Consider the following 24,967-nt stretch of genomic DNA (forward strand, 5'->3'; position numbering starts at 1 on the left):
TACACGAACAAGTGTTCTTATGCAAATTAACATAAAAGAATTTGTTGGAAAAATATGGTTGGTGGTATATAATTAAAGAACAGGAATACCTGTTCTTTAATTATTAATTATGAATTATATATTTCAGTATATGCTTTTAGAGTTTTGAGGGCGGTATTTTTCCAGTTATATTCTCTACTTTTAGAGAACCCTTTAACTATATACTGATTTTTAAGATCATTGTTTATTAAAAAATTATACATTGCATCGATGATTTCATTTATATTTTGGGGATTAATTAGTATAGCAGAGTCTTGTAGTATTTCAGGTATAGAGGTGCTATTAGAAGCTATAACTGGTGTTCCACATGCCATGGATTCTAATGGAGGTAATCCAAATCCTTCATAGAAAGACGGGTACACTAACATCTCAGCAGAATTATAAAATATTGGCATATGTTCCATTGGAATAAATCCTGGGAATAATACATCTTTATCAATATTTAGAGATATGGCTTTATTTTTATATATTTCATAGGAGATTCCATGCTTGCCTGTTATCACAAGATTTAGGGGAAGCTTATATTTTTCTTTTAATTTAGAAAAAGCCTCTAGTAGTCCAATAATATTTTTTCTAGGACTAAATCCTCCCACATAAAGAATAAAATTTTTATCTATAGAATAATATTTATTTAAGAGGCTCTTACATATGCTTCTATCTAAAGGCTTATATATATTCTCCGCAGCTAAGGGAGTGACATATATCCTACTTTTGGGATAATTAAATTCTTTAGATATATCTTCCTTTGAAAATTCAGATACAGTTATAATTCCGCTAACTTTATCTATAATTTTTGGAATATTGTTATGAAAAATGTATTTATATCGTTCACTTACTGTTTCAGGCATTCTGAGAGGTATTATATCGTGAAGAGTTATAACTGACTTACAAGATAGCTCAGTAGGTAATCCGACTCCGTTTTGCGGTATGTGATATAAGTCTAAATCATTATTCTTAATTATATTAGGCAAAGAAACATTTTCCCAAAAATTTTCATTAGGATTCTCATCGACTTTTTTATTGGTAAAATTTCTGTTTAATGATGTAAAACTTGAATTCTCAGGTAAAAATAAAAGATAGTCATTTATTGTATCAATCAAGTTAAGGTTGTATATAAGTTCATAGGTATAGGTTCCAATACCAGTACCTCTGTACCATTTTGATGCTCTGCCGTCAATTCCTATACGCATGATAAATCCTTTCAAATATAGTTATAGTTTATTATATTAAGTTATTTTGTGATTTGTTAATAATTGTTACTCGAACAACATATAAATATTTAGGGGGTGCATAACGATGATGAGGGAATCAGAGATTGAAAGACAATTTGATATTATTATTGAAAACATAAAGCCAAATAAAGGTGTATATCATCTTAGAACAAACAAGGGAGAAAAATGTTTGAAGAAGATAAGTTATGGAATTCAAAAACTATTATTTGTATATGGTGCAAAAGAATTCTTAATTGAAAAAGGATATTCAAGAGTTGACAAGTATTCATTAAATATTGAAGGAGAACCTTATGCATTAGTTAATGAAGATATATACACACTTTCAGAATGGATACCAGGTAGAGAGTGTGACTTCCATAAAACTGAAGAGGTTAGAATAGCAGCAAAAGAATTAGCGGTACTTCATGAAATGAGTAAAGGATATGATCCACCAGAAAATAGTAAGCTTAAAAGCGATCTAGGAAGATGGCCAAGCTTGATGGATAAGAGAATAAAGTCTCTAGACAAAATGAGAGATATGTCAAGAAAAAAGTCAAATAAAGGAACATTTGATTTAAACTATATTAAGACAGTTGAATTTTATAAGGATCTTGGAAGACGTGCATTAGATATTCTTAAGAACTCAAGTTATTATGAACTATGTGAACGTACCGAAGTAGAGAAGAGTTTTTGTCATCATGATTATACTTATCATAATATTATTTTAGATGAAAATAATAATGTTAATATTATAGATTTTGACTATTGTAAGAGAGAAGTAAGAGCTTATGATATAGCAAACTTTATGACTAAAGTATTAAAAAGAGTAGATTGGGATATAAGCTCTGCAGTTGATATACTAGATGCATATAATTCAGTATCTCCATTACAAAAAGGAGAATATAATGTGATTTTTGCATATTTATTATTTCCACAAAGATACTGGAGGTTGGCTAACAGATATTACTACAATGAAGTTAATTGGGGACAGGGGACTTTTGCAAATAAATTGGATGGATTAGTCCAGGAACAAGAAGCATTTTTGAAATTTATCGAAGAATTTAGAAAAGAATATGGAGTTTAGAGTAATATCGTCAGGTTTAAAATTTATTAACTATTTTTGTATCCATAGTGAGCTATTACAAAGTAAAATGTGCATTTTATTTTGTATAACTCACTTTTTATTTAGTAGTGATAATTATTATTTGCAAAAAAAGATTTGCACATTGTTCTTGTAAATTGCATATCATGAAATAGATAATTTTTTAGGAGAGAAAGTATGGGAATAGGTGACGTGGTTGTAAGAAAATCATATGGGAAGGACATTACTTTCAAGATTATTGATGTTAAAGAGGACAATGGCGAGGTAATATATATTTTAAAAGGAATAAGTATCCGTATAATTGCTGATTCGAGCAGAGATGATTTGGAACTTGTAAACAAAGAGTTTATAGCAGAAAAAGATAAGATTTTAAATGCAAGAGTTAGTCAAGCTATAAAAAATGCAATTAGTTCAAGAGGGGGAACCTATACTAGAATTACAAAATCGCCTAAAATAATTCCTGAAAAAGAGCTTATGTTTGGAAGGCCAGGTAAGGTTCTTCATATTGATGGTGATGAAGTATATATGGAAAATTGCTTAAAGGTATATAAACAATTAAATATAGAGGCCGTAGGACGGTCTGTAATTGAAAGAGAGCAGCCTCTTAAGGTTGTAGATATGGTTAAGGAAATAAAGCCGGATATCGTCGTTTTGACAGGCCATGATGGCGTTCATAAAAATGCCAAGGATTTTTTGAATTTAGATAGCTATAGGAATTCTAGATACTATATTGAGGCAGTTAAGGCATTAAGAGATTACAATTCAAGTTATGATGAACTAGTTATTTTTGCAGGAGCTTGTCAGTCATGCTATGAAGGGATTTTAGATGCAGGAGCTAACTTTGCATCATCTCCCAATAGGGTACTAATTCATTGTTTAGATCCAGTATTTGTATGTGAGAAAATAGCCTATACAAGAATAGACACAGTTGTTTCTATAACAGATGTAATAGAAAATACAATAACTGGAATAAAAGGAATTGGGGGATTGCAAACAAGAGGAAAGTATAGAGAGGGATATCCAAAGTCAGTATATCTTTAGAAAAAGAAGTATTTTCTTAATATTTGAGAAAAATTAAACAAAACCTCAGAAAATAGGAATAAAAAAGTTATTTTTAAGGAAAATAAGTATATGAAAGTTATGTTATTAAAAATTTACATTGACAAGTTAAAACAAATAGTGATAAAATTAAATTTTTAATTTGACATATGTAAGTATTTAGGGTAAAATATATAATGGAAAGAGGGTGTTTAATATGGAAAAAAATAGAACATTAGCTTCCATAAAAAGAGACCTTGAAGGCCATGTTGGTGAAAAAGTAACATTAAAGGCCAACGGAGGCAGGAAGAAAATTCTCGTTAATAATGGAATACTTGAAAGTTTATATCCAAGTATATTTGTTATTAGATTAGAGAGTGACACCCAAAGGACAGTGACATATAGTTATTCAGATGTTTTGACAAAGACAGTACAATTACATTTTGCTGGATAAAACTTCGATTATGCATCGAAGTTTTTTTTAATCCTCAAAAAAACGTTTACTTAGACGACAAAAAAGAAAGATGGTGGGTATCCATCTTTCAACTATGGTATAAAAGGGTATTGAGAATTTATGAGAGGTTATATGGTCAATAACCAATATTATAATACGATATTTCAGAAACAATGTCAACAGTAAAATCAAAAAAAATTATCTTTTTCGACAAAAAAATCGTAACGATGTAGAAAAATGCGTTAATTTACTCCTACAAAACTTAGATTTTAGTTCATATTCCATAAAAAATTGAGTATAAATAGTAATAAGAATTTTGTAGGAGGGATATAATGCCAGAAATAGATACTATAAAAGAGTCTGTTGATTACCAACAACTTGTGAGAGAAGATTCTATAGATCAAATGCTTAAAGGTGAATTTTTGATACCTGATACTCATCCAGATGTACAGGAGATTATTTCGGTTAGTGGTAGAACCAACCTTACCAGAAAAGAAAGTCTTGGCGACAGAATACTGCTTGAAGGAAACATAGAATACGTTGTTTTATATCTAGCAAGAGAAGAAGAAGGTCTTGTACTTAATAGTGTTTCTTATAATGATAAGTTCTCAAACTATATTGAGGGGTTAGAAGCAGAACATAGGATCTCATGTGAGGCTTTAGCAAAAATTGAACATATTGAAGGAAAAATAATAAATGAAAGAAAAATATCAATTGAAGGGGTATTAAATATAAGCACTGAATGCTATAAAAATTCTCAAATTGATTTTTTGAAAGATATAGTTGGAGTAAAAGACATTCAAGTATTAAGAAAGCCTGAAATGATAGACAAGTTAGTAGCTAAAAAGGAAATTGATTTCAGTGGAACTGGCACAATTATTATTGGTATGGATAAGCCTCAAGTTGGTAAGATAATAAAGACATCATTGAATATTCATAAAGAGGATATTAAGTTAAATGAGGACAGAGTTACAGTTTCATGTTTCTGCAAGGTAGAATTATTATATAGAGCTTCAGAAACTAGGGAGGTTATACTTGCTGAAGAGGATATATTTATTAGTAAGGATGAGGAAGTTATAGGAGTATCATCGAATATGACTTCACTAGGAAACTTTTGCCTTACAAATTATGACTTGAAAGTTAGAGAAGATGACTTGGGAGAAGCTAGAAAGATAGAAATAGATGTTCAAGCTAGATCAGATTTTAAGATTATGGATAAAAGTCATATGGATTTCATAGATGATGTATATTCGCCATCTATGAATATTGATGTTAAACAACAAGATACAAATGTTGGAATTGTTAATGATAAAGGTAATGCAGAAGCAGTTATTAAAGAAAACTTACAAGTTACGGATTCTTCAGCAATGCCAAGTAAAATACTATCGACTACAGGTAACGCAACAATAATAGAGAAAAAAATAATGTATGGCAAAGCTTTGATTGATGGAGTGTTAAATGTTGAAGTAATCTATATGGCTGAAGGTGGAGAGAAAGAAGTAGGTAAAATGAATTCTGAAATTCCATTTAATGTAACAGTAGATTTACCTAATTCTGAGGAAGATGCGAAATGCATTGCAAAGAGTATTATAGAAAGTATTCAAGGTGTGATTGAAGGATCAACAATAGCTATAAAAGCTATAGTTTCAGTTGAGGTTAAATCAATATCAAATGCGTTAAAGAAATGGGTATCATCTTTAGAGACAAAAGAAGGTGAAGCAAAAGGCAAAAAAGCTAGTATTATAATATACGTAGTTCAATTAGGTGATACAATATGGTCTTTAGCAAAAAAATATGCAACAACAATGGATGCACTTGTGAAGTTAAACAATCTTGAAGCAGATGAAAATTTGAAGGTTGGAACAAAATTATTGATTCCAGGAAGAGCGGTTATATAAATTTTCGTCATTTGAATTAAAAAGAATCATGTAATAATAATAAATGCCAAGTATTACAAAAAGTTAATAAAGTTAGTAAGAATATTTTTTTAAAAGCTGTCTCACAATATAATGAGACAGCTTTTGCATTTTATAGAATACTTTAAGCCATTTAAAGAGAGGGAAATCATACATATTGCATTGGCAGTATATGTATTTACTAGCATTTATTCAGTATCAATTGTGACGAATTTATGAATAATTATGTAAAATCATGGTTACAATAAAAATGCATGATTTGAGGTGATATTTTGGAGAACTGTTGCAAAGGGAAACTTATTATTATTGGAGGAGCTGAAGATAAAGAAGGAGAAAAAGAAATACTTAAATATGTTGCAGAAGAATCTATGAAAAATAATGGAGAATTAACAATTGCAACAATTGCAACTGAATATCCTAGTTCAGCTTGGGATAAGTATAAGAAGGTGTTTTCAGGGCTAGGTATTAAAAAAATGAATGTTTTAGACGTAAGCGAAAGAAAAGATTCATTTAATCCTGTAAGTATAGAGACTATTAAAAAGTCATCAGTAATTTTTTTTACAGGAGGAGATCAACTTCGTATTACTAGTTTAGTAGGAGGTACCCCTATTTTTCAAGAACTAAGAAATGTATTTATGAATGGATGCATATTAGTAGGGACATCTGCTGGAGCATCTGTAATGAGTAGTACAATGATAGTAAAGGGAGATGATGAAGAATCTCCAAGAAAATGTACTTTGAAGATGGCTCCTGGATTTGGATTTATTAAAAATGTAATCATTGATCAGCATTTTGCACAACGAGGAAGAATTGGAAGACTTTTAGCTGGAATTGCACAAAATCCAGAGATGTTAGGGGTAGGAATTGATGAAGATACAGCAATAGTTGTGGAGAATAATGTAATAAGAGTAATTGGAAATGGTGCGGTATATTTTTTAGATGGAGAACAAATAACTTTTTCGAATGTATCAGAAAAACATCAAGAGGAAATATTGAGTATGTACAATGTTAAAATGCATGTATTAACAAATGGTAACTTATTTCATTTGCAAAAGAGAACACCTTTTGAGGAGGAAAATACTAAAAATGAAAATAATAAGTAAACGAGTCTTTGAAGGTAAAAATATCTATTCCCATAAAAAATGCTTAAGGGTAGATTTAGACTTAGAAGGATATTGTGAGACTCCAAGTAAAGATATACCTAACTTTAATTTTAATTTAACTAGAATATTACCAGAACTATATAAACATAGATGTGGAATTGATGAAGAACATGGATTTGTAAAGCGCTTAAATGAAGGGACATATCTGGCACATATATGTGAGCATTGTATAATTGCGATTCAAAATATGTTGGATATTGAAGTTGCATATGGCAAGGCTAGGGAAGTTAAAGATGACCACTATTATATAATAGTTCAATATGAGTATGAACTAACAGCATTAAGAATAGTTGATTTAGTGGTAGATTTAATAAATTCATTGATAAGTCAAAAGAGTATAAATTTTGATGAGAGGATTCTAATAATTAAAGATATGTTGAAATATGAAATTGATGGTCCTAGTACTAGAGCCATTATTGATGCTGCAAAAGAAATGGGGTTACCTGTAATTAAATATAGTAACAGTGGTATTTATCAGATTGGATATGGAAAGGCTGCAAGAGTTATTGAAGCTACCATAGGGAATAATACATCTTGTGTAGCAGCAGATATATCCTGTGATAAGTTATTAACAAAGAAATTACTAAAATATCAGTGTATTCCTGTGGCTGATGGATATAAAGTTAATAATATCATCGAGCTCATAAAATACAGTAAGGAATTAGGTTACCCACTAGTTTTAAAGCCTCAATATGGTAACAAAGGGAAAGGTGTAATTTTAAATATTAAAAGTGAAAAACAGCTGATAGAAGCATTCAACAAAATAAAGAAAAGCTATAAGGATGTTATCTTAGAAGAATTTATAAAAGGAAAAGATTATAGAGTTTTAGTTGTTAAGGATAAAGTGATTGCAGTTGCACTAAGGATACCACCATATATTATAGGAAATGGTGAAGATACAATACTTAATTTAATTAAGAAGCTTAATGCAGATAATAATAGAGGTGATGATCACGAAAAACCTTTAACAAAAGTTAAAATTGATGAAGAAGTAATGGCATGTATTTCAAGGGAAGATTTAAGTTTGGAATCAGTTCTTGAAAAGGATAGAAAGATATATTTGAGGGAAAATGCCAATATTTCTACTGGTGGAGTGGCTATAGATTGTACAGATACCATATCTCAAGAAAATAAGGAACTATGTGTTAGGGTAGCTAAAACCATAGGTTTAGATATATGTGGAATTGATTTATGTACTAGTGATATTATGGAACCTCTTGAGTCTCAGGGGGTTGTTATGGAGGTTAATACTGCACCTGGAATAAGAATGCATTGTTATCCTTATGAAGGTAATGCAAGGAATGTTGGAAAAGAAATAGTTAATATGCTATATAATAATAATCCGAGAAATATTCCGCTGATTTCAGTTACTGGAACGAATGGAAAAACTACAACTACTAGAATGATTTCTTATATATATTCATTGATTGGATATAATGTGGGAATGACATCAACTGATGGCATATTTCTAGGTGAAAAGTGTATACATTCTGGTGATGATACTGGAGTTCAAAGTGCGAAAACAGTCTTAATGAATAAGGATGTTGATATTGCAGTTCTAGAAACAGCAAGAGGTGGTATTGTAAAAAAAGGATTGGCTTATGACTTAGCAGATGTGGGGGTAATTACCAATATAACGGAAGATCATTTAGGTTTAGATGGAATAAATACTTTGGAAGAATTGGCATTTGTTAAATCTATTGTTGCAGAAGAAGTAAAAGAGAATGGGTATGCTGTTATTAATGCTGATGATCCATGGTCTTTAAAAGTATTACCAAGAATTAAGTCTAAAATTGTATTCTTTTCATATGATAAAGAAAATCCATATATTAAAAATGCTTTTCTTAAAGATAATATGGCTGTTTATATTGATGAAGATAGATTAATGGCATTTAATAATGGAAGACATTACAATATTTGTAGTGTAAGTGATATAGGAATTTCTATGAATGGTATATTGAAGTATAATATTGCTAATGCAATGGCAGCAACAGCAGCGTTAATATCTCAAGGTGTAGATTATTGTATTATAGCTAAGGGGTTAAAAGAATTTAAGAATAATGAAAAACTAAATAAGGGAAGATTTAACGAATATGACATTAATGGAGTTAGAGTTATATTAGATTATGGTCATAATCTTGAGGGGTATAGAGTTGTTTTAGAATCCCTAAAAACAATGGAATATAATAAGCTAATTGGAGTTATAGGGATTCCAGGTGATAGAAGTGATGATGTTGCAGAGAGGATAGGCGAGATTGCAGGAGAAAATTTAGACTATGTATTCATAAAAGAAGATAAAGACAGAAGAGGAAGAGAAAAAGGAGACATCTGCAATAGAATAAGTAAAGGTGTAATTAAAAAAGTAAAAGATAATAAAAAGAGTAAAATTGTTTTGGATGAAGTAGAGGCGTTGAAAGAAGCGTTGGATATGGCTCTTTCCGGTGACATTGTAATTGTATTTTATGAAAAATTCAAACCACTAGTAGATTATATTAATAATGTTAAAGAAAGAGAATTGGTGGAAAGAGAATTAAATAGTATATAGGAAGGATTAATTAATTTAAATTAATTTAATTAATTGTATAAGTCGGGTGAAGAATTAAAAAGAAGTTTATTTTAAGCTTATGAATTTTTTCCCGACTTGAATTTTACATAAATTAATTCTTGCATAAATACCTTTAAATAAATGATAATATAATAGTATTATTTATTTGAGAGGAAGATTATATGAAGATTAAAGCTTATGGCAAGATTAATATTGCTTTAGAGGTAGTAGGAAAAAGAAATGATGGATATCATCTGCTAAGAATGATAATGCAGAGAATAGATCTTTATGATTTGATTGAAATACAGGAAAAAATAAATGGAATAGAAATTACTTGTAATAAGCCATATGTTCCTAGGGATGAAAGAAATTTAGCTTATAAAGCTGCAAGGCTCTTTTTGGATACTTATAACATAGATAAAGGAGTACATATAGATATTAGAAAGAATATTCCTGTAGCAGCAGGATTAGCTGGAGGAAGCACTGATGGAGCTGCTGTGCTCATGGGATTGAATTCAATATTTAATATAGGGGCTTCGGATGAAGAACTTATGGAGTTGGGATTAAAACTTGGCGCAGATGTACCTTATTGCATTAAAGGAAAGACAGCTTTATGTGAAGGTATTGGTGAGAAAGTAACACCGTTAAAGGAATTTAAAGACAAAATATTAGTTCTAGTAAAACCATCTTTTGGTGTTTCTACTAAAGAGGTTTATGGTGATTTAGATATAAGTAAAATCTACAAAAAAGTTAAAATTGAAGAAATAATGGATGCTATGGAAAGTGATAATTTAGATTTTGTAGCAAAAAATATGAAAAATCATTTGGAAAATGTGACATTAAGAAAACATAGAAAAATTATTGATATTAAAGAGGAAATGATTAAGATGGATGCGCTAGGGGCTATGATGAGTGGCAGTGGTCCTACCGTTTTTGGATTCTTTGACGATATGCTTAAAGCACAAAGCTGTTATGATAGAATGAAAAAACAATATAATGATGTATTTATTACAAGAACAATTTAAAAGATGTGTATAAGATTTTTTTATTTTGTCAACAATACTCCTATAGGGGGTTGATAAAATGAAAAAAGTAATTTCACTACTAGTAATTATCTTGCTTGTCATAAATACATTTGTATATTTTAATAGCCAAAGTGCTTCTGACAAATCTAGGGACAACCTGGTGCAAGAGATAAGTACTAAGTTGATTAGATTTCATGTTATTGCAAACAGTGATTCTGATAATGATCAGCAATTAAAAATAAAAGTGAAGGATGCAATAATAAGTTATATTTTCCCAAAACTTAAGGATTCTCCAAGTATTGATGAATCAAGAAAGATACTTAAATCTTGTAATGATGATATACTAAAACTTGCATCGAGTATCATTAAAAATAATGGTTATAATTATAGTGTTAAGTCAACAATGGGAAGAGAGAATTTCCCGGATAAAAGCTATGGTAATATAACATTGCCTCAGGGTGAGTATGAGGCATATAGAGTTATAATAGGATCAGGTGAAGGGAAAAATTGGTGGTGCGTAATGTTTCCTCCCTTGTGTTTTGTAGATGAAACAAGGGGACAAGTATCTGAGAAAGAAACAGAAAAGCAAATGAAGAGAGTGCTAAGTGATAATGAATATGATGAAGTTAATAATGATGTGAAAATTAAATTCAAAATATTTGAATTGATTCAAAAGTGGATTAAAAAATAAAATCTTGATTAAATTATTCAAAACCTATAAACTATACAGTGAATTTAAATTTTAAGATGAAGAGGTTAATAGTTATGAAGAAAAAGGCTGTAATTTCTGTTATATCAAACCAAAATTATGAAGATGATGATGTTATTGAAGTAGTAACACCTGGAGAATTTCATATAAAAGATGCAAGTAGTTATGAAGCTATATATGAAGAAACTGAAATATCAGGTATGGAAGGAACTACTACAAAATTAGAGATATATAAAGATGAAATTACATTATATAGAGAAGGTACAACTTCAACAAAAATGGATTTTAAAAAGGATAATAATTCAGTTACCCTATACAATACTCCATACGGAATGCTGGAATTAAAGATTGATACTAAAGATTTGAAAATTGATATGGATGAGAATGGGGGAGAAGTTCAGATAGACTACAATATAAGCATTGCTGGACAACCACCTCAAGGAACTCAATTAAAGATAAAAATAAAAGCATAATTATATAGGGTTTTAAGTTTAACTAGTAACTTATTTATGTAAGAATAAGTTAAGTTTCTTGTAAAAAACGATAATTAAATGGTGAAGAAAATTATTATTAATTTACTTCACCATTTTTGATTAAAAATTACTTGAAGCGTTAATACTTAAATATGAAAATTATTGAGGAGAGTAGATTGATGAAACAGGATGTTTTAGATGATTTATTGGAATTTGTTTTGGGTGTTAATGGAATGAGTTTAGAAGATATGGTTGATTTTTTAAGAAAGAAAGAAAATCTTTATATGCTTATATTGATTATGAAAGATTATCATTTTTTACATGATAAAAGAGTTAAAGAGATTTTAGGAGAACATAATAAGAATATAAATTCAACATTAAAAAAAGCTGAAGAAAAGATACTTATAAATAGTAGTTTTAGGGAAAGGTATTTTAGAATAGACGAAAAGATAAAAAAAATTATTTAAAACATATAAAAAAGACTGGATTAGAAACTCAGTTTATGATAATATATAATCTATGTTATTAAATAGTTACCCCATCATAATATTGAAGGGTAATTTCTATTTTATCATCGAGTTAATTGTATGTCAATATATTTTTTTAATTTTTTTAGGAGGATTTTTTTATGGCTACTAAGTATGTATTTGTAACCGGTGGAGTAGTTTCTTCTTTAGGAAAAGGAATAACAGCAGCTTCATTAGGTAGATTGTTAAAGAATAGAGGATTAAACGTAGTAATTCAAAAGTTTGACCCATATTTAAATGTAGATCCAGGCACTATGAGCCCATATCAACATGGAGAGGTTTTTGTAACTGATGATGGAGCAGAAACGGATTTGGATTTAGGGCACTATGAAAGATTCATAGATGAGAATCTTACTAAAAATTCAAATGTAACTACAGGTAAGGTATACTGGTCAGTTATATCAAAAGAAAGAAAAGGGGAATATCTTGGAGGAACAGTACAAGTAATACCTCATATCACAAATGAAATTAAGAATAGAGTTTATAGAGTTGCAAAGGAAAGAGAAGTTGATGTAGTTATTACTGAAATTGGCGGAACAATAGGTGATATAGAATCTCTTCCATTTTTAGAGTCTATTAGACAAATTAAATATGAAGTAGGATTTGAAAATGTATGCTTTATACATGTAACACTTGTTCCGTACTTAGGAAAAGCTGGAGAACTTAAAACAAAACCTACTCAACACTCTGTTAAAGATTTAAGAAGCATAGGAATTCAACCAGATGTTATAGTATGCAGATCAGAAAAAGAACTTTCTACTGAAATTAAAAATAAAATAGGTTTATTCTGTAATGTTGAAGGAAAAAGCGTAATTCAAAATTTAGATGCAGAGAATCTATATGAAGTTCCACTTTTATTACATAAAGAAGGTTTGGATACAGTAGTATGTGAAAAACTACATTTACCAACTGGAGAAATTAATAACAATGAATGGGTTTCAATGGTCGATAAGATAAAGAATTTATCAAAGACTGTTAAAATCGGATTAGTAGGAAAATATGTTGAATTACATGATGCATATATTTCAGTTGTTGAAGCACTTAATCATGGTGGATATTTTAATGATGCCAATATTGAAATAGAGTGGATAAATGCTGTTGATATTAATAAGGATAATGTTGATAAAGCTTTAGCTGGTGTAGATGGAGTTTTAGTTCCTGGTGGATTTGGTGATAGAGGAATTGAAGGAAAAATTGAAGCAATTAGATGGGCTAGAGAAAACAAAAAACCTTTCTTAGGAATTTGTTTAGGAATGCAATGTGCAGTAATAGAATTTGCAAGAAATGTGTTAGGCTACACTGATGCTAATTCATCAGAAATTAATCCTGAAACTGAATATCCAGTAATTGATTTAATGCCAGAACAAAAAGATGTAGAAGACATGGGTGGAACAATGAGATTAGGATTGTATCCATGTAAAGTAGAAGAGGGTACATTTACAAAAGCTGCTTATGAATCTTCATTAATTTATGAAAGACATAGACATAGATATGAATTTAATAATGAATATAGAAAAGCAATAATAGATGCGGGAATGAATATAACAGGCACAAGTCCAGATGGTAGACTTGTAGAAGTGGTTGAAGTTAAAGATCATCCATGGTTTGTAGCAGTTCAATTCCATCCAGAATTGAAATCAAGACCTAATAGACCACATCCATTATTTAGAGATTTTATAAAAGCATCACTTAATAAATAGTAAACTTAGAACCTAGAATATCAACGATATACTAGGTTCTATTTAATTTATAACAGTGTAAAAGTTTCTTAAGGGATCTGGGATGACGAAACAAGATATAGTACCATAATTAGTAAAAATCATGTTTACTTTTTTAAAAAAGTGTTATAATAATAGAATGAGAATGAATTATAACATATCCTATTTTCATTTTATAATATTTCGTTTAATCTTACCTTTAAAATTCCCAAATTGAAATGTATTAAAAAATTATATAAATATTAAAGCGTATAATTAAGGTATTCCATTGTATACTAAGTTTGAATTTATAGAATGAATTAAGGTTACTAAGTTATATTGCAGTTTAAAATATCCGGAGGTGCCCGATTTTGTCGAAAGAAAAATATTTACAAATGACTTTGAATGAGTTGAAAGAAGTAGCAAAAGATTTAGGGATAAAGAACTTATCAAAGAAAAAGAAGGGGGAAATTATTGAAGAAATTATTGCAAGTTCCCCAAATACAATAGAAAAAGATGGAGTTTTTTTAAGAGAAAAAATAACTCCTAAGGTGAATGCATCAGAAAGAATAGTTGAACAGGATAAAAACAACGATGTATCTAAAGAAACTACTGAAAATTTATCTTTAAATAAAGAATCATATGTATCAGAAAGAAGAACTGTAAGAACAAAGGATAATATAAATGAAGCAACATCTTCAAGAGGAGTACTTGAAATATTAGAGAATAATAACTTCGGATTTTTGAGATGTAAAAACTATCTTACAGGTGAAGATGATGTATATGTATCACCATCCCAAATAAGAAGATTTAATTTGAGAACTGGTGATGAAGTTGAAGGAAAAGTTAGAGAAGCTAAGGAAGGCGAAAAATTTAAAGCATTAATATATGTTGAAAAAGTTAATGGTGATCACCCTGAGAAAGCAGTTGGGAGAAAATCATTTGAAACACTTACACCAATATATCCACAAGAAAGATTAAGATTAGAAACCAATAATTCTAGAGATTTAAGCTCTAGACTAATGGATTTAATTTCACCTATTGGAAAAGGACAAAGAGGTATAATTGTTGCTCCTCCAAAAGCAGGAAAAACAACATTATTAAAAAAGGTTGCTCAGAATATATCAGCAAATTATCCTGAAGTTACTCTTATTGTGCTTTTAATTGATGAAAGACCTGAAGAGGTTACAGATATGCAAAGAAGTATCAATGGAGAAGTTATATATTCTACATTTGATGAAGAACCACAAAATCATGCGAAAGTATCACAAATGGTACTTGAAAGAGCTAAGAGAATGGTTGAGCAAGGAAAAGATGTGGTTATTCTTCTTGATAGTATAACTAGATTAGCTAGAGCGTATAATTTAACTGTTACACCTACTGGAAGAACACTTTCGGGTGGACTAGATCCAGGTGCTTTAATAATGCCTAAGAAATTTTTTGGAGCTGCAAGAAAGATTGAAGAAGGTGGAAGTCTTACCATTCTAGCTACTGCGTTAATAGAAACTGGAAGTAGAATGGATGATATGATATTTGAAGAGTTTAAGGGAACAGGAAATATGGAAGTTCATTTAGATAGAAGACTTCAAGAAAGAAGAATATTCCCTGCAATTGATATATATAAATCAGGAACAAGAAAAGAAGATTTACTATTAAGTAATGAAGAAAAAGAAGTTGCCTTTGCAATAAGAAGAGTAATGTATAGAGATGGTAATATCGAAAACATAGCAGAAAAACTAATAAACTTACTATCTAAAACAAAAAATAATAAAGAATTTATTGACGCATTCCCAAAAGCAGAAATTGATAAATAGACGGAAAAAAATTAAAAGGTATACCAGAAAGTTGAATCTGGTATACCTTTTTTTATATATGTTCATTTTTATTCTCCATTGAGAAATTGGATATAATTGCATTTTCAGTCGAAAGTTTTTCTGATAAATCATAAATTTTATTTATTGAATAATTATTCCTAAGTTTATCTAAGTTATCCTTCATAGTATCAATTTCAGAAGGGTTTGAGATTAGTGAATCTACAATGTAGTTTATATCATCCATATGATCAACATACTTAGCACAACCTACCTGTGTAAGAAATTCTACATTTTCATATTCTTGACCAGGAATGGCAAATGGGATTATTATTGGAAGTTTTTTAGCTATTGATTCACTAACGGTTAGCCCACCTGGTTTAGAGATTATTATATCTGAATAATCCATTATTGCAGATATATCTTTAGTAAAACCTAAAATGTGAAGTTTTTTATTTGGAATTGGTGCCGAGTATTCAGAAAGTAACCTCATTTTTAAATTTTCGTTGTTTCCACATACAACAGTTATGCGTAGCAAATGTTTGTTTGTGATTAATTTTTTTAGGACATGAGAAATATTTTCAAGTCCCATACTTCCACCCATAAGAAGTATGTTGAAATAATCATCATCTTTTGTTGCACTAACTTCTTTATCATTTTCAAAAAATATAGGGTTTATAGGTATTCCATATGGAAAAATAATTTCTCCAGGAATTCCTCTTGTAATTAAGTAATCCTTTGTATAATCACTTGCAGTAATATATGCATCTGTAAATTTATTAATATATGCATAATGAACCTTGAAATCAGTGACAATTGATATGAAAGGAATGTTTATCTTATTTTGGCTTTTAAGTGTTGTCACCAAGTTAACAGACATAGGGTGTGTACCTATTATTATATCGGGATTTTCATTTTCGATATAACGTAAAAACTTTCTTTGAGTATTAAAGAAAACTATGTTTAAAAGTTTGTTTGTTATTTTCTTATCTGTCAGGTGATAAAACCAGCCGTATATCCAAGGGATTTTAGAAGCTGCAAATTCATAACCTCCAACTATTGCTGCGTTTAGGAAATTAGAGTTTTTCTTCAAAAAGTCATATTTATCAACTTTCCAGCCTTTCTTTTCAAAAACCGTTTTAAGAGAATTAGCTGCTTGGTTATGACCTTGCCCTGTGGATGCTGTTAAAATTAAAACCTTTTTCATTTAATTCACTCGCTTTGCCTTTTTAGTAAGATTTCTATATTATAGTTTAACATTTTTTCATATATTGTAAATAAATATCTAAATTAATTAATAGAAAATTAAGTATATAGTTATAATTCATCAAAGAATTTACATGGCACAGTTAAGCTCTTAGTAGTTTCAACTAAGAGTTGGACAATGTCATGTAATATGATTTTTGCATTATATTGAGATTTAGTATTTATTAAAATCTATATTTCCTAATATGTTAAAAGAAAAATGGGAAAGACAAATGTCTTTCCCATAATATAAATTACTTGTTAATATTGAATCTCTTATTGAACTTATCAACTCTTCCACCAACGTCAACAATCTTTTGTTTTCCAGTGAAGAATGGGTGGCATTTTGAACATATTTCTACTTTTAATTCTGATTTAACAGAACCTGTTGTAAAAGTATTTCCACATGCACACTTAACAACTGCTTCATGGCTGTATTCTGGATGTATGCCTTCTCTCATCGAATTCACCTCTTTCATATATATACAATTTTACTAATTGTAACACGTAACCAAATGTAACTATTAGAATATATCACTTTGAGGTATTTTTGTCAATAAAATTATATTTTTATAATGACATAAGGTATGTTATAATCGAATTGAACAGAAGAAATGAGGGGAAGAGTAACAATGAGTAAGCTTTATTTTAGATATGGTGCAATGAATTCAGGTAAATCAACAAATCTTATGCAGGTTGCATTTAATTATGAGGAAAGAGGAATGGAAGTACTTATAATTAAGCCTTCAAAAGATAAGAAGGCAGGAGAAAAGTTGATTTCACGATTAGGGGTAGAAAGAAAAGTAGATTTACTTATTAGTGATGAAGATAATATTTTAGTATTGATCTCAGAACTTAGAGAGAATAATACTAAAATAGATTGTATATTAGTAGATGAAGTACAGTTTTTAAATAAAAATCATATTGATGAATTGTTTGATGTAGCAGTAGGAATGAATATTCCAGTTATATGCTATGGTTTAAGGACAGACTTTTTAATGAATGGATTTGAAGGAAGTGAAAGACTTCTACTTATAGCTCATTCAATTGAAGAGATGAAGACAATATGTACATGTGGGAAAAAAGCTATATTTAATGGAAGAAAAGTGAATGGTAAATTTGTATTTAAAGGCGAACAAATTGCTATAGATGAAGTTGATAATGTTCAATATCAGTCTTTATGCGGAGAATGTTATTTTAAATATAAAAAAGAAAATAATACTTAAAGGAATGATGATATGAAAAAAACAGATGTAGGTGGCCAAGCAGTAATAGAAGGCGTAATGATGAGGGGAACAAAAGGGATTGCAACTGCAGTAAGAACATCCGAAGGAAAAATAGAAGTAGATTTTTTAAATCAAGTTCCAATTACTAAAAAATATTCAATTTTAAACATTCCATTTATTAGAGGATTCTTTGTTTTCTTAGATTCGCTGGTTTTAGGAATTAAATCGCTTAATTTTTCTGCTAGTTTTTTTGAGGATACAGAACCATCAAAATTCGAGGCGTGGTTTGAAAAAAAATTCGGAGATAAAAGTAATGATATATTAATTTATATTAGTTTGTTTATTTCATTTATTTTCGCCATGGTTTTATTTGTACTATTACCTACATTTATTGCATCGTTATTTAGAGGAATTGCTCAGTCATCCGTTATATTAAATGTAATTGAGGCAATAATTAGAATAGTTGTTCTTTTGGCATATATGATAGGGGTAGGTCAGCTTGAGGATATAAAAAGGTTATATCAATATCATGGAGCTGAGCATAAGACAATATTCTGTTACGAATGTGGAGAAGATTTAACAGTAGATAATGTAAGAAAATTTTCTAGATTTCATCCAAGATGCGGTACAAATTTTATTTTTTTAATTATGTTTATTAGTATTGCAGTATTTTCATTTACTTCTTTTGGTTCAGTTGGAGAAAGACTGATAATAAGATTGGTACTATTACCTGTTATTACTGGAATTACATACGAATTGATAAAATGGCTAGGAAAAAATGAAGGAAATTTATCAAGAATCGTAGCAAGTCCAGGGTTGCAATTGCAGAAACTTACAACTAAGGAACCTGATGATGATCAAATTGAAGTAGCTATAAGATCACTTAGAGAAGCAGAGGGAATAAGAAAAAGTATTGGGACATTATTAAAAGAAGCTATTGAGAGATTTAAGAAAGTAGAGATTGATACTGCTGTACTTGATGCGCAAATCTTATTAGCAAAAGCATTGAATAAAGATAAACTTTATGTGATTACTAATAAAGAAGAACTTGTATCTTTTGAAGAAGAAGAAGATTTTTTTAAATATGTTAATGAGAGAGAGCTAAAAAAACCAATAAGTTATATCACTGAAAATGTTGAATTTATGGGAATTGATTTTTATGTAAAAGAGGGTGTCCTAATTCCTAGAGGTGATACAGAAATATTAGTGGAAGAAGTTTTAGATAAGATAGCTGAAGACTCGGAGATGAAAGTGTGTGATCTATGCACTGGAAGTGGGGCTATTGGACTTTCTCTTGCAAGTTTTAGAAAGAATATTCATGTGGACTGTATAGATATAGAACAAATTCCGGAAGTAGTGACAAAGGAAAATATAAGAAGATTAAAGCTACAAGATAGAGTTGAATTTATAAAATCTAATTTATTAGAGAAATCTTTAGAACTTAAAGAAAAGTATAATATAATAGTATCCAATCCACCATATATTAGAGAAGATATTATAGAAACATTAATGGAAGATGTAAAAAACTATGAACCACATATTGCCTTAAGCGGTGGAGATGATGGATTGTTATTCTATAGAAGAATAGTAGAGGAAAGTACGAAGGTTTTAGATGAAGGTGGTATATTGGCATTTGAAATAGGATACGATCAAGGAGATAAAGTAAAGGAAATTATGGAAGCAGCTGGTTTTAAAAATGTAAAGATAAAAAAAGATTTAGCAGGATTGGATAGAGTAGTTGTGGGTGGATTATAGCTATTTAGTATACAAAATCACACATGTAAATATTGATTGAGATAAGTGTAATATGATATAATAATAAATCGTGAGAAAATATATATCATTTATTCATGAACAGAAGAAATAGTTAAAATTAAAGGTAGGTTGTTAAAATGTTATTAGATAGATTAGATTTTATAGAAAATAAGTATGATGAATTATCAATTAAGATTAGTGATCCATCCATTATGGCAAATCAAAATGAATGGAGAAAGCTTTGTAAAGAACATGCTGATTTAGAGATAGTAGTAAATAAGTATAGAGAGTATAAGGAAGTTAAGGAAGAAGTTGAAACTAATAAAGAAATGCTTTCTATAGAAGAAGATAAAGAAATGAAAGAAATGATCCAAGAAGAAATTAAAGAGCTAGGATCAAGGGAAGAGATTTTAGGAGGAGAACTTCAAATCTTACTTTTGCCTAAGGACCCTAATGATGATAAAAATGTATTTGTTGAAATAAGAGCAGGTGCTGGTGGAGATGAAGCAGCGTTATTTGCTTATAATTTATTTAGAATGTATACAAGATACTCAGAAACTCAAAGATGGAAAGTTGAGCTTATGAGTGCCAATGAAACAGATATTGGAGGTTTCAAAGAAGTTGTATTTATGATTAAAGGAAATGGAGCTTACTCTAAGTTAAAGTATGAAAGTGGAGCACACAGAGTTCAAAGAGTTCCAGATACTGAATCTTCAGGTAGAATTCATACATCTACTGCAACAGTTGCGGTTTTACCAGAAGTAGATGATGTTGAAATTGAAATAAACGAAAAAGATATAAGAATAGATGTATTTAGAGCATCAGGAAATGGTGGTCAATGTGTAAATACTACAGACTCAGCTGTAAGAATAACACATATGCCATCAGGTCTTGTGGTTTCTTGTCAAGATGAAAAATCGCAACTTAAGAATAAAGAAAAGGCTATGAAAATACTAAGATCAAGATTGTTTGAACAAGCTGAAGCAGAGAGAGCAGCTGGAATTGCAGAAGATAGAAAAAGTCAAGTTGGTACTGGAGATAGATCAGAAAGAATTAGAACTTATAACTATCCACAAGGAAGAATAACTGATCATAGAATAGGTCTTACATTATATAAACTTGAAACTTTTATGAATGGTGACATTGAAGAAGTTATTCAAGCATTAATAACAGCTGATCAAGCTGAAAAGATGAAAGCTATGGGGAATACTGATACATTAAGTTAATATTCTTTTGAAAAGAAAATAAAACTCAGCCTGGCTGAGTTTTATTTATAACTTATATATTTGAAATAAAAAATGCAGAAAAAATAGTGCTTTTTATAGGAAACTTAATTTATTTTTACATAAATAAGTTGTTAGTTGAACTTAAAGCCCTATATATAGCTTACATTACAACAAGGAGGGGTTATATGCACATTTCAAAAGCCATAAAAAAGCAAAAAAGTGCTTATCGAAATTTTAAGGCTATGATGATAATAATTGCTGCACTACTTCCCATTGTGACTCTCCTTTTCGGAATGACTGAAATATTTTATATTGCATATTTAGTTATTATTGAGATGATGATTTTCTTTTCATTAATATATAGAATAAGTTGGGAAAGACTTGAATTTTCTTGTTATAATAATAGATTAAAATATAAAGCAGGATTGTTTAGCAAAGAGGGTCTAATTTTTTGTGATAAGGTTGCATTAGTACATACGGAGAAACTTGGAGAAGAGATGGATATAATTGTTATATCATCTGTAAATTTTAAAAATAGAAGTTTTAAATTAGTAACTAAAACATTTTTAAAGAAATATCCAGTAATAGCACAAGAATATATAAAGATTAAAGAATTTGATCCAGAAAATACTTACTATTTTTTAGTTTTGAAGAAAGGTGCTCTTAAAAAATACTTACTATTAGATATAATATTTAAGAATTGTGTAAAAGCAATATACACAAGTAATGCTATAGAGAATATTAAGATTTCAAGAGGACAAAAAGAATTGGTGAAATTATAAGTGAAAGAAGGAATTTACATGGATACCAAAATAGCTAGGGTGGAGGATGTCCAAGAGGATATAGAAGTTATATTAGAAGCGGCAAAAACAATAAAAAATGGAGGGATTGTAGCATTTCCTACAGAAACAGTATATGGATTAGGTGCGGATGCTTTAAATCCAAAGGCTGTTGAAAAAATATTTAAGGCAAAAGGAAGGCCACAAGACAATCCACTGATTGTTCATGTTTTTGATAAAAAGATTGATTGGTTGGTTGAAAGTGTTCCTGAAATAGGGAAGAAATTAATAGATGCTTTTTGGCCAGGTCCAATAACTTTAATTATGAAAAAGAAACCTGTTATTCCTGATATTACATCTGCGTCATTAGATACAATTGGAATTAGAATGCCTGACAATGATATAGCACTAAAGTTAATTGAACTATCAGGAACCCCTATTGCTGCACCTTCAGCAAATATATCAGGAAAACCTAGCCCTACTGATATAGAAAGATGTATTGAAGATTTAAGTGGCAAAGTTGATTTTATTATAGGGGGTTCAAAAAGTAATGTGGGAGTTGAATCTACAATTATAGATATAACAGTTGATCCTCCATGCATTTTAAGACCTGGTGGAATTACATTAGAGATGCTAAGAGAATATGATGAAAGAATTTATATAGATCCTTCTATAATGGAAAAAAGTGATTTAAATTCAAGGCCAAAGGCACCAGGAATGAAGTATAAACACTATGCGCCTAAGGCAAAAGTAAAAATTATAAAAGGAAATCGAGAAAAAACTATTGAAAAAATTAATGATTTAGTGCAAAATTATATAGAAAATGGATTGAAAGTTGGAATTATGACCTGTCATGAGCGAGTAAAGTGTTATAATAATAATGCAGAGATAATTTCAATTGGTTCAGAAAATAATATGCAGGAAATCGCTAGAAATCTATTTGAGGCATTAAGGTCCTTTGATGATAGAAACGTAGATATTATATTATCAGAAGCTTTTATAGAAAAAGGAGTAGGAATTGCAATAATGAATAGATTAAAGAAAGCAGCTGCATATGATATTTTAGAATTGTAATGGAGGTAAGTATGAAGAGAGTTCTTTTTGTTTGTACAGGAAATACATGTAGAAGTCCTATGGCAGAAGCTATATTAAATAGTTTTGCTAAAGATGACAGCTCAATAAGTGCCTCTTCAGCAGGGATAAGTATTTTTCCAGGAAGTAAAACCTCACCTAATTCAAGAGAAGTAGTATTAAAAAGTATAGGAATTGATTTAAAAGATAGAAATGCTGTTCAATTAAAAGAGTCTCATTTAGAGGAACAGGATTTAATTTTAACAATGACAGAGTCAATAAAATTGGCATTAACAAGTGCCTTTCCTTTCTATTCCAATAAAATCTTTTCACTTAGTGAATACGTTGAAGAGAAAGGTGATGTTGTTGACCCTTTTGGAGGGGAATTATTTCTATATGAAAAAACTTACTCTCAATTAGAAAAATTAATAGGTAAGTTAATTTTAAAAATTAAAGGAGAAGGTATTCTTTAAATACTTTTCTTCTTTTTTTTGGGACATTTAATAAAACGGAGGTGCGTTAAATGAAAATAGCAATTGGATCAGATCATGGTGGATTTAACTTAAAAGGTGAAGTGATAAAGTACTTAGAGCAAAAATCTATTGAGTACAAAGATTTTGGAACAACAAGCACTGATTCATGTGATTATCCAGATTATGCTCTAAAGGTTGCAGAAGCAGTAGCAGAGAAGGAATTTGAATTTGGAATACTTATTTGTGGAACAGGAATTGGAATAAGTATAGCTGCAAACAAGGTTCCAGGAATAAGAGCAGCTCTTTGTCATGATACTTTTAGTGCACATGCTACTCGTGAACACAATAATGCTAATATTTTAGCAATGGGTGAAAGAGTTATTGGCCCAGGACTCGCAATTGAAATTGTTGAAACTTTTTTAAAGGCTGAATTCCAAGGGGATAGACATCAAAATAGAATAGATAAAATTAAAGCTATTGAAGAAAAATATAATAGATAGAAAGTTTTAGGAGGAAATAAAAATGAGTAAAGTAACACAAATTAACCATCCATTAATTCAGCATAAGTTGGCATTAATAAGAAGCAAAGATACAGGTTCAAAAGATTTTAGAGAATTAGTAGAGGAAGTATCAATGCTTATGGCATATGAGGTTACTAGAGATCTTCAAACTGAATTTGTAGAAATTGAAACGCCTATATGTAAGACTAAACATCAAGTTTTATCAGGTAAAAAGCTAGCTGTAGTTCCAATACTAAGAGCAGGTTTGGGTATGGTTGATGGAATGTTAAAACTTATACCAGCAGCAAAAGTAGGACATATAGGATTATATAGAGATGAAGAAACTCTTAAACCTGTTGAATACTTCTGTAAACTTCCACAAGATATTGCAGAAAGAGATATTATGGTAGTTGATCCAATGTTAGCTACTGGTGGTTCTGCTGCAGATGCTCTTACACTTTTAAAAGAAAAAGGAGCAAGAAGTTTAAAATTAGTTTGTTTAATATCAGCACCAGAAGGAATAAAATATGTTCAAGAAGCACATCCAGATGTAGATATCTATGTAAGCTCAATTGATGAAAGATTAAATGAAAATGGATATATAGTACCAGGTCTTGGTGATGCTGGAGATAGATTATTTGGAACAAAATAAATCAGTAGGAATATAAAATATAGGGTGCTTCTTAAGTCACCCTATAACACTTATTACTCTTTAGGAATTTATAATATTTTAAGATTGTGTTTAAAATTATAAGTTTGAACTATAATCTAAGGATTTACAATAGGGCTTTAAGTTCAACTAAATTAAGTTTCCTATAAAAACCCTATGGACTCCCCTAAAGAGTAAAAAAAAGAATTAGTCGCCTGCAAATTTTTCCTCACATACGTTTGGAAAGGCAGATGCGAGAAAAAAATCGACGGCTCATAATCGCCTTGACGATTTTTTTATAAATGGCATTGGTTTACATACCTAGATAATTAA

General features: G+C 29.7%; 23 protein-coding genes. 20 read left to right on the forward strand and 3 right to left on the reverse strand.

Going from position 1 to position 24,967, the window contains the following annotated elements; genetic code table 11:
• Positions 1-107: 107 nt before the first annotated feature.
• Positions 108-1,229, reverse strand: a complete 1,122-nt coding sequence (locus L1S47_RS17995) for a glycosyltransferase family 1 protein (protein WP_238885698.1) — start codon at positions 1,227-1,229, stop codon at positions 108-110.
• A 106-nt stretch (positions 1,230-1,335) separates the two neighbouring features.
• Here L1S47_RS17995 and L1S47_RS18000 point away from each other — a divergent pair, with 106 nt between their 5' ends.
• From L1S47_RS18000 to rho, 12 genes are all read left to right on the forward strand, one after another.
• Positions 1,336-2,334: a CotS family spore coat protein gene (locus tag L1S47_RS18000; RefSeq protein WP_238885700.1), complete on the forward strand. Its 999-nt coding sequence runs from the start codon at positions 1,336-1,338 to the stop codon at positions 2,332-2,334.
• A 195-nt stretch (positions 2,335-2,529) separates the two neighbouring features.
• On the forward strand, positions 2,530-3,393 hold the full coding sequence (yabG, locus tag L1S47_RS18005; protein WP_202768049.1) for a sporulation peptidase YabG: 864 nt from the start codon (positions 2,530-2,532) through the stop codon (positions 3,391-3,393).
• A gap of 214 nt (positions 3,394-3,607) precedes the next feature.
• Positions 3,608-3,844 (forward strand): Veg family protein, encoded by a 237-nt coding sequence (locus tag L1S47_RS18010; protein WP_202768048.1) that lies wholly within the window; start codon positions 3,608-3,610, stop codon positions 3,842-3,844.
• A gap of 332 nt (positions 3,845-4,176) precedes the next feature.
• Positions 4,177-5,742, forward strand: coding sequence for an SPOCS domain-containing protein (locus L1S47_RS18015; protein ID WP_238885710.1), 1,566 nt, complete (start codon positions 4,177-4,179; stop codon positions 5,740-5,742).
• Between the two features lie 290 nt (positions 5,743-6,032).
• Positions 6,033-6,863, forward strand: coding sequence for a cyanophycinase (locus tag L1S47_RS18020; protein WP_238885720.1), 831 nt, complete (start codon positions 6,033-6,035; stop codon positions 6,861-6,863).
• Entirely contained in the window at positions 6,847-9,468 is a 2,622-nt protein-coding gene (gene cphA / locus L1S47_RS18025; RefSeq protein ID WP_238885722.1) for a cyanophycin synthetase, read from the forward strand. Before L1S47_RS18020 ends, cphA begins: the two co-directional genes overlap by 17 nt.
• Before the next feature lie 182 nt (positions 9,469-9,650).
• Positions 9,651-10,493: a 4-(cytidine 5'-diphospho)-2-C-methyl-D-erythritol kinase gene (gene ispE / locus L1S47_RS18030; protein WP_238885725.1), complete on the forward strand. Its 843-nt coding sequence runs from the start codon at positions 9,651-9,653 to the stop codon at positions 10,491-10,493.
• A 58-nt stretch (positions 10,494-10,551) separates the two neighbouring features.
• Positions 10,552-11,184, forward strand: a complete 633-nt coding sequence (gene spoIIR / locus L1S47_RS18035; RefSeq protein ID WP_238885728.1) for a stage II sporulation protein R — start codon at positions 10,552-10,554, stop codon at positions 11,182-11,184.
• 74 nt (positions 11,185-11,258) lie between these two features.
• Positions 11,259-11,675 (forward strand): DUF1934 domain-containing protein, encoded by a 417-nt coding sequence (locus L1S47_RS18040; RefSeq protein WP_238885732.1) that lies wholly within the window; start codon positions 11,259-11,261, stop codon positions 11,673-11,675.
• A 179-nt stretch (positions 11,676-11,854) separates the two neighbouring features.
• Complete coding sequence (locus tag L1S47_RS18045; RefSeq protein WP_238885736.1) at positions 11,855-12,142, forward strand: hypothetical protein; 288 nt, start codon at positions 11,855-11,857, stop codon at positions 12,140-12,142.
• A 161-nt stretch (positions 12,143-12,303) separates the two neighbouring features.
• On the forward strand, positions 12,304-13,902 hold the full coding sequence (locus tag L1S47_RS18050) for a CTP synthase (protein WP_238885742.1): 1,599 nt from the start codon (positions 12,304-12,306) through the stop codon (positions 13,900-13,902).
• 392 nt (positions 13,903-14,294) lie between these two features.
• Positions 14,295-15,713, forward strand: coding sequence for a transcription termination factor Rho (rho, locus tag L1S47_RS18055; RefSeq protein WP_373689119.1), 1,419 nt, complete (start codon positions 14,295-14,297; stop codon positions 15,711-15,713).
• Positions 15,714-15,765: 52 nt separating this feature from the next.
• Here the strand turns inward: rho and L1S47_RS18060 are convergent, their stop codons facing one another.
• Positions 15,766-16,917 carry a glycosyltransferase gene (locus tag L1S47_RS18060; protein ID WP_238885749.1) on the reverse strand — a complete coding sequence of 384 codons (1,152 nt, stop codon included), beginning with the start codon at positions 16,915-16,917 and terminating at the stop codon, positions 15,766-15,768.
• A gap of 292 nt (positions 16,918-17,209) precedes the next feature.
• Complete coding sequence (gene rpmE / locus L1S47_RS18065; protein WP_202768131.1) at positions 17,210-17,416, reverse strand: 50S ribosomal protein L31; 207 nt, start codon at positions 17,414-17,416, stop codon at positions 17,210-17,212.
• Between the two features lie 171 nt (positions 17,417-17,587).
• On the opposite strand from rpmE, the gene L1S47_RS18070 reads away from it, so the two are divergent.
• The 8 genes from L1S47_RS18070 to upp all read left to right on the forward strand — a co-directional run bounded on the left by L1S47_RS18070 (position 17,588) and on the right by upp (position 24,637).
• A complete protein-coding gene (locus L1S47_RS18070) occupies positions 17,588-18,181 on the forward strand; it encodes a thymidine kinase (protein ID WP_238885751.1) in 594 nt (197 codons plus the stop codon).
• Positions 18,182-18,193: 12 nt separating this feature from the next.
• A complete protein-coding gene (gene prmC, locus L1S47_RS18075; RefSeq protein WP_238885755.1) occupies positions 18,194-19,936 on the forward strand; it encodes a peptide chain release factor N(5)-glutamine methyltransferase in 1,743 nt (580 codons plus the stop codon).
• Between the two features lie 137 nt (positions 19,937-20,073).
• The gene (gene prfA / locus L1S47_RS18080) at positions 20,074-21,162 is read left to right on the forward strand and encodes a peptide chain release factor 1 (RefSeq protein ID WP_238885758.1); all 1,089 of its coding nucleotides are present in this window, start codon (positions 20,074-20,076) and stop codon (positions 21,160-21,162) included.
• 185 nt (positions 21,163-21,347) lie between these two features.
• On the forward strand, positions 21,348-21,944 hold the full coding sequence (locus tag L1S47_RS18085) for a hypothetical protein (protein ID WP_238885761.1): 597 nt from the start codon (positions 21,348-21,350) through the stop codon (positions 21,942-21,944).
• A gap of 18 nt (positions 21,945-21,962) precedes the next feature.
• A complete protein-coding gene (locus tag L1S47_RS18090; RefSeq protein ID WP_238885763.1) occupies positions 21,963-23,015 on the forward strand; it encodes an L-threonylcarbamoyladenylate synthase in 1,053 nt (350 codons plus the stop codon).
• Between the two features lie 11 nt (positions 23,016-23,026).
• Positions 23,027-23,485, forward strand: coding sequence for a low molecular weight protein arginine phosphatase (locus tag L1S47_RS18095; RefSeq protein ID WP_202768032.1), 459 nt, complete (start codon positions 23,027-23,029; stop codon positions 23,483-23,485).
• Positions 23,486-23,535: 50 nt separating this feature from the next.
• The gene (gene rpiB, locus L1S47_RS18100; protein ID WP_202768031.1) at positions 23,536-23,985 is read left to right on the forward strand and encodes a ribose 5-phosphate isomerase B; all 450 of its coding nucleotides are present in this window, start codon (positions 23,536-23,538) and stop codon (positions 23,983-23,985) included.
• A gap of 22 nt (positions 23,986-24,007) precedes the next feature.
• Positions 24,008-24,637 carry a uracil phosphoribosyltransferase gene (gene upp / locus L1S47_RS18105; protein ID WP_202768030.1) on the forward strand — a complete coding sequence of 210 codons (630 nt, stop codon included), beginning with the start codon at positions 24,008-24,010 and terminating at the stop codon, positions 24,635-24,637.
• Positions 24,638-24,967 lie beyond the last annotated feature (330 nt).

Source organism: Clostridium sp. YIM B02551 (assembly GCF_022324735.1).
Classification (GTDB): domain Bacteria; phylum Bacillota; class Clostridia; order Clostridiales; family Clostridiaceae; genus Clostridium_T; species Clostridium_T paridis.

What these genes read in the sequence shown, in the direction of transcription:
- L1S47_RS18090 (WP_238885763.1), top strand. Translation starts at nt 21,963, where the DNA reads ATGGATACCAAAATAGCTAGGGTGGAGGATGTCCAAGAGGATATAGAA.
- L1S47_RS18070 (WP_238885751.1), top strand. Translation starts at nt 17,588, where the DNA reads ATGAGTAAGCTTTATTTTAGATATGGTGCAATGAATTCAGGTAAATCA.
- L1S47_RS18045 (WP_238885736.1), top strand. Translation starts at nt 11,855, where the DNA reads ATGAAACAGGATGTTTTAGATGATTTATTGGAATTTGTTTTGGGTGTT.
- L1S47_RS18085 (WP_238885761.1), top strand. Translation starts at nt 21,348, where the DNA reads ATGCACATTTCAAAAGCCATAAAAAAGCAAAAAAGTGCTTATCGAAAT.
- rpmE (WP_202768131.1), bottom strand. Translation starts at nt 17,416, where the DNA reads ATGAGAGAAGGCATACATCCAGAATACAGCCATGAAGCAGTTGTTAAG.
- L1S47_RS18010 (WP_202768048.1), top strand. Translation starts at nt 3,608, where the DNA reads ATGGAAAAAAATAGAACATTAGCTTCCATAAAAAGAGACCTTGAAGGC.
- L1S47_RS18000 (WP_238885700.1), top strand. Translation starts at nt 1,336, where the DNA reads ATGATGAGGGAATCAGAGATTGAAAGACAATTTGATATTATTATTGAA.
- rpiB (WP_202768031.1), top strand. Translation starts at nt 23,536, where the DNA reads ATGAAAATAGCAATTGGATCAGATCATGGTGGATTTAACTTAAAAGGT.
- rho (WP_373689119.1), top strand. Translation starts at nt 14,295, where the DNA reads ATGACTTTGAATGAGTTGAAAGAAGTAGCAAAAGATTTAGGGATAAAG.
- yabG (WP_202768049.1), top strand. Translation starts at nt 2,530, where the DNA reads ATGGGAATAGGTGACGTGGTTGTAAGAAAATCATATGGGAAGGACATT.
- prfA (WP_238885758.1), top strand. Translation starts at nt 20,074, where the DNA reads ATGTTATTAGATAGATTAGATTTTATAGAAAATAAGTATGATGAATTA.
- L1S47_RS18040 (WP_238885732.1), top strand. Translation starts at nt 11,259, where the DNA reads ATGAAGAAAAAGGCTGTAATTTCTGTTATATCAAACCAAAATTATGAA.
- L1S47_RS18050 (WP_238885742.1), top strand. Translation starts at nt 12,304, where the DNA reads ATGGCTACTAAGTATGTATTTGTAACCGGTGGAGTAGTTTCTTCTTTA.
- prmC (WP_238885755.1), top strand. Translation starts at nt 18,194, where the DNA reads ATGAAAAAAACAGATGTAGGTGGCCAAGCAGTAATAGAAGGCGTAATG.
- L1S47_RS17995 (WP_238885698.1), bottom strand. Translation starts at nt 1,229, where the DNA reads ATGCGTATAGGAATTGACGGCAGAGCATCAAAATGGTACAGAGGTACT.
- L1S47_RS18095 (WP_202768032.1), top strand. Translation starts at nt 23,027, where the DNA reads ATGAAGAGAGTTCTTTTTGTTTGTACAGGAAATACATGTAGAAGTCCT.
- cphA (WP_238885722.1), top strand. Translation starts at nt 6,847, where the DNA reads ATGAAAATAATAAGTAAACGAGTCTTTGAAGGTAAAAATATCTATTCC.
- spoIIR (WP_238885728.1), top strand. Translation starts at nt 10,552, where the DNA reads ATGAAAAAAGTAATTTCACTACTAGTAATTATCTTGCTTGTCATAAAT.
- L1S47_RS18015 (WP_238885710.1), top strand. Translation starts at nt 4,177, where the DNA reads ATGCCAGAAATAGATACTATAAAAGAGTCTGTTGATTACCAACAACTT.
- L1S47_RS18060 (WP_238885749.1), bottom strand. Translation starts at nt 16,917, where the DNA reads ATGAAAAAGGTTTTAATTTTAACAGCATCCACAGGGCAAGGTCATAAC.
- ispE (WP_238885725.1), top strand. Translation starts at nt 9,651, where the DNA reads ATGAAGATTAAAGCTTATGGCAAGATTAATATTGCTTTAGAGGTAGTA.
- upp (WP_202768030.1), top strand. Translation starts at nt 24,008, where the DNA reads ATGAGTAAAGTAACACAAATTAACCATCCATTAATTCAGCATAAGTTG.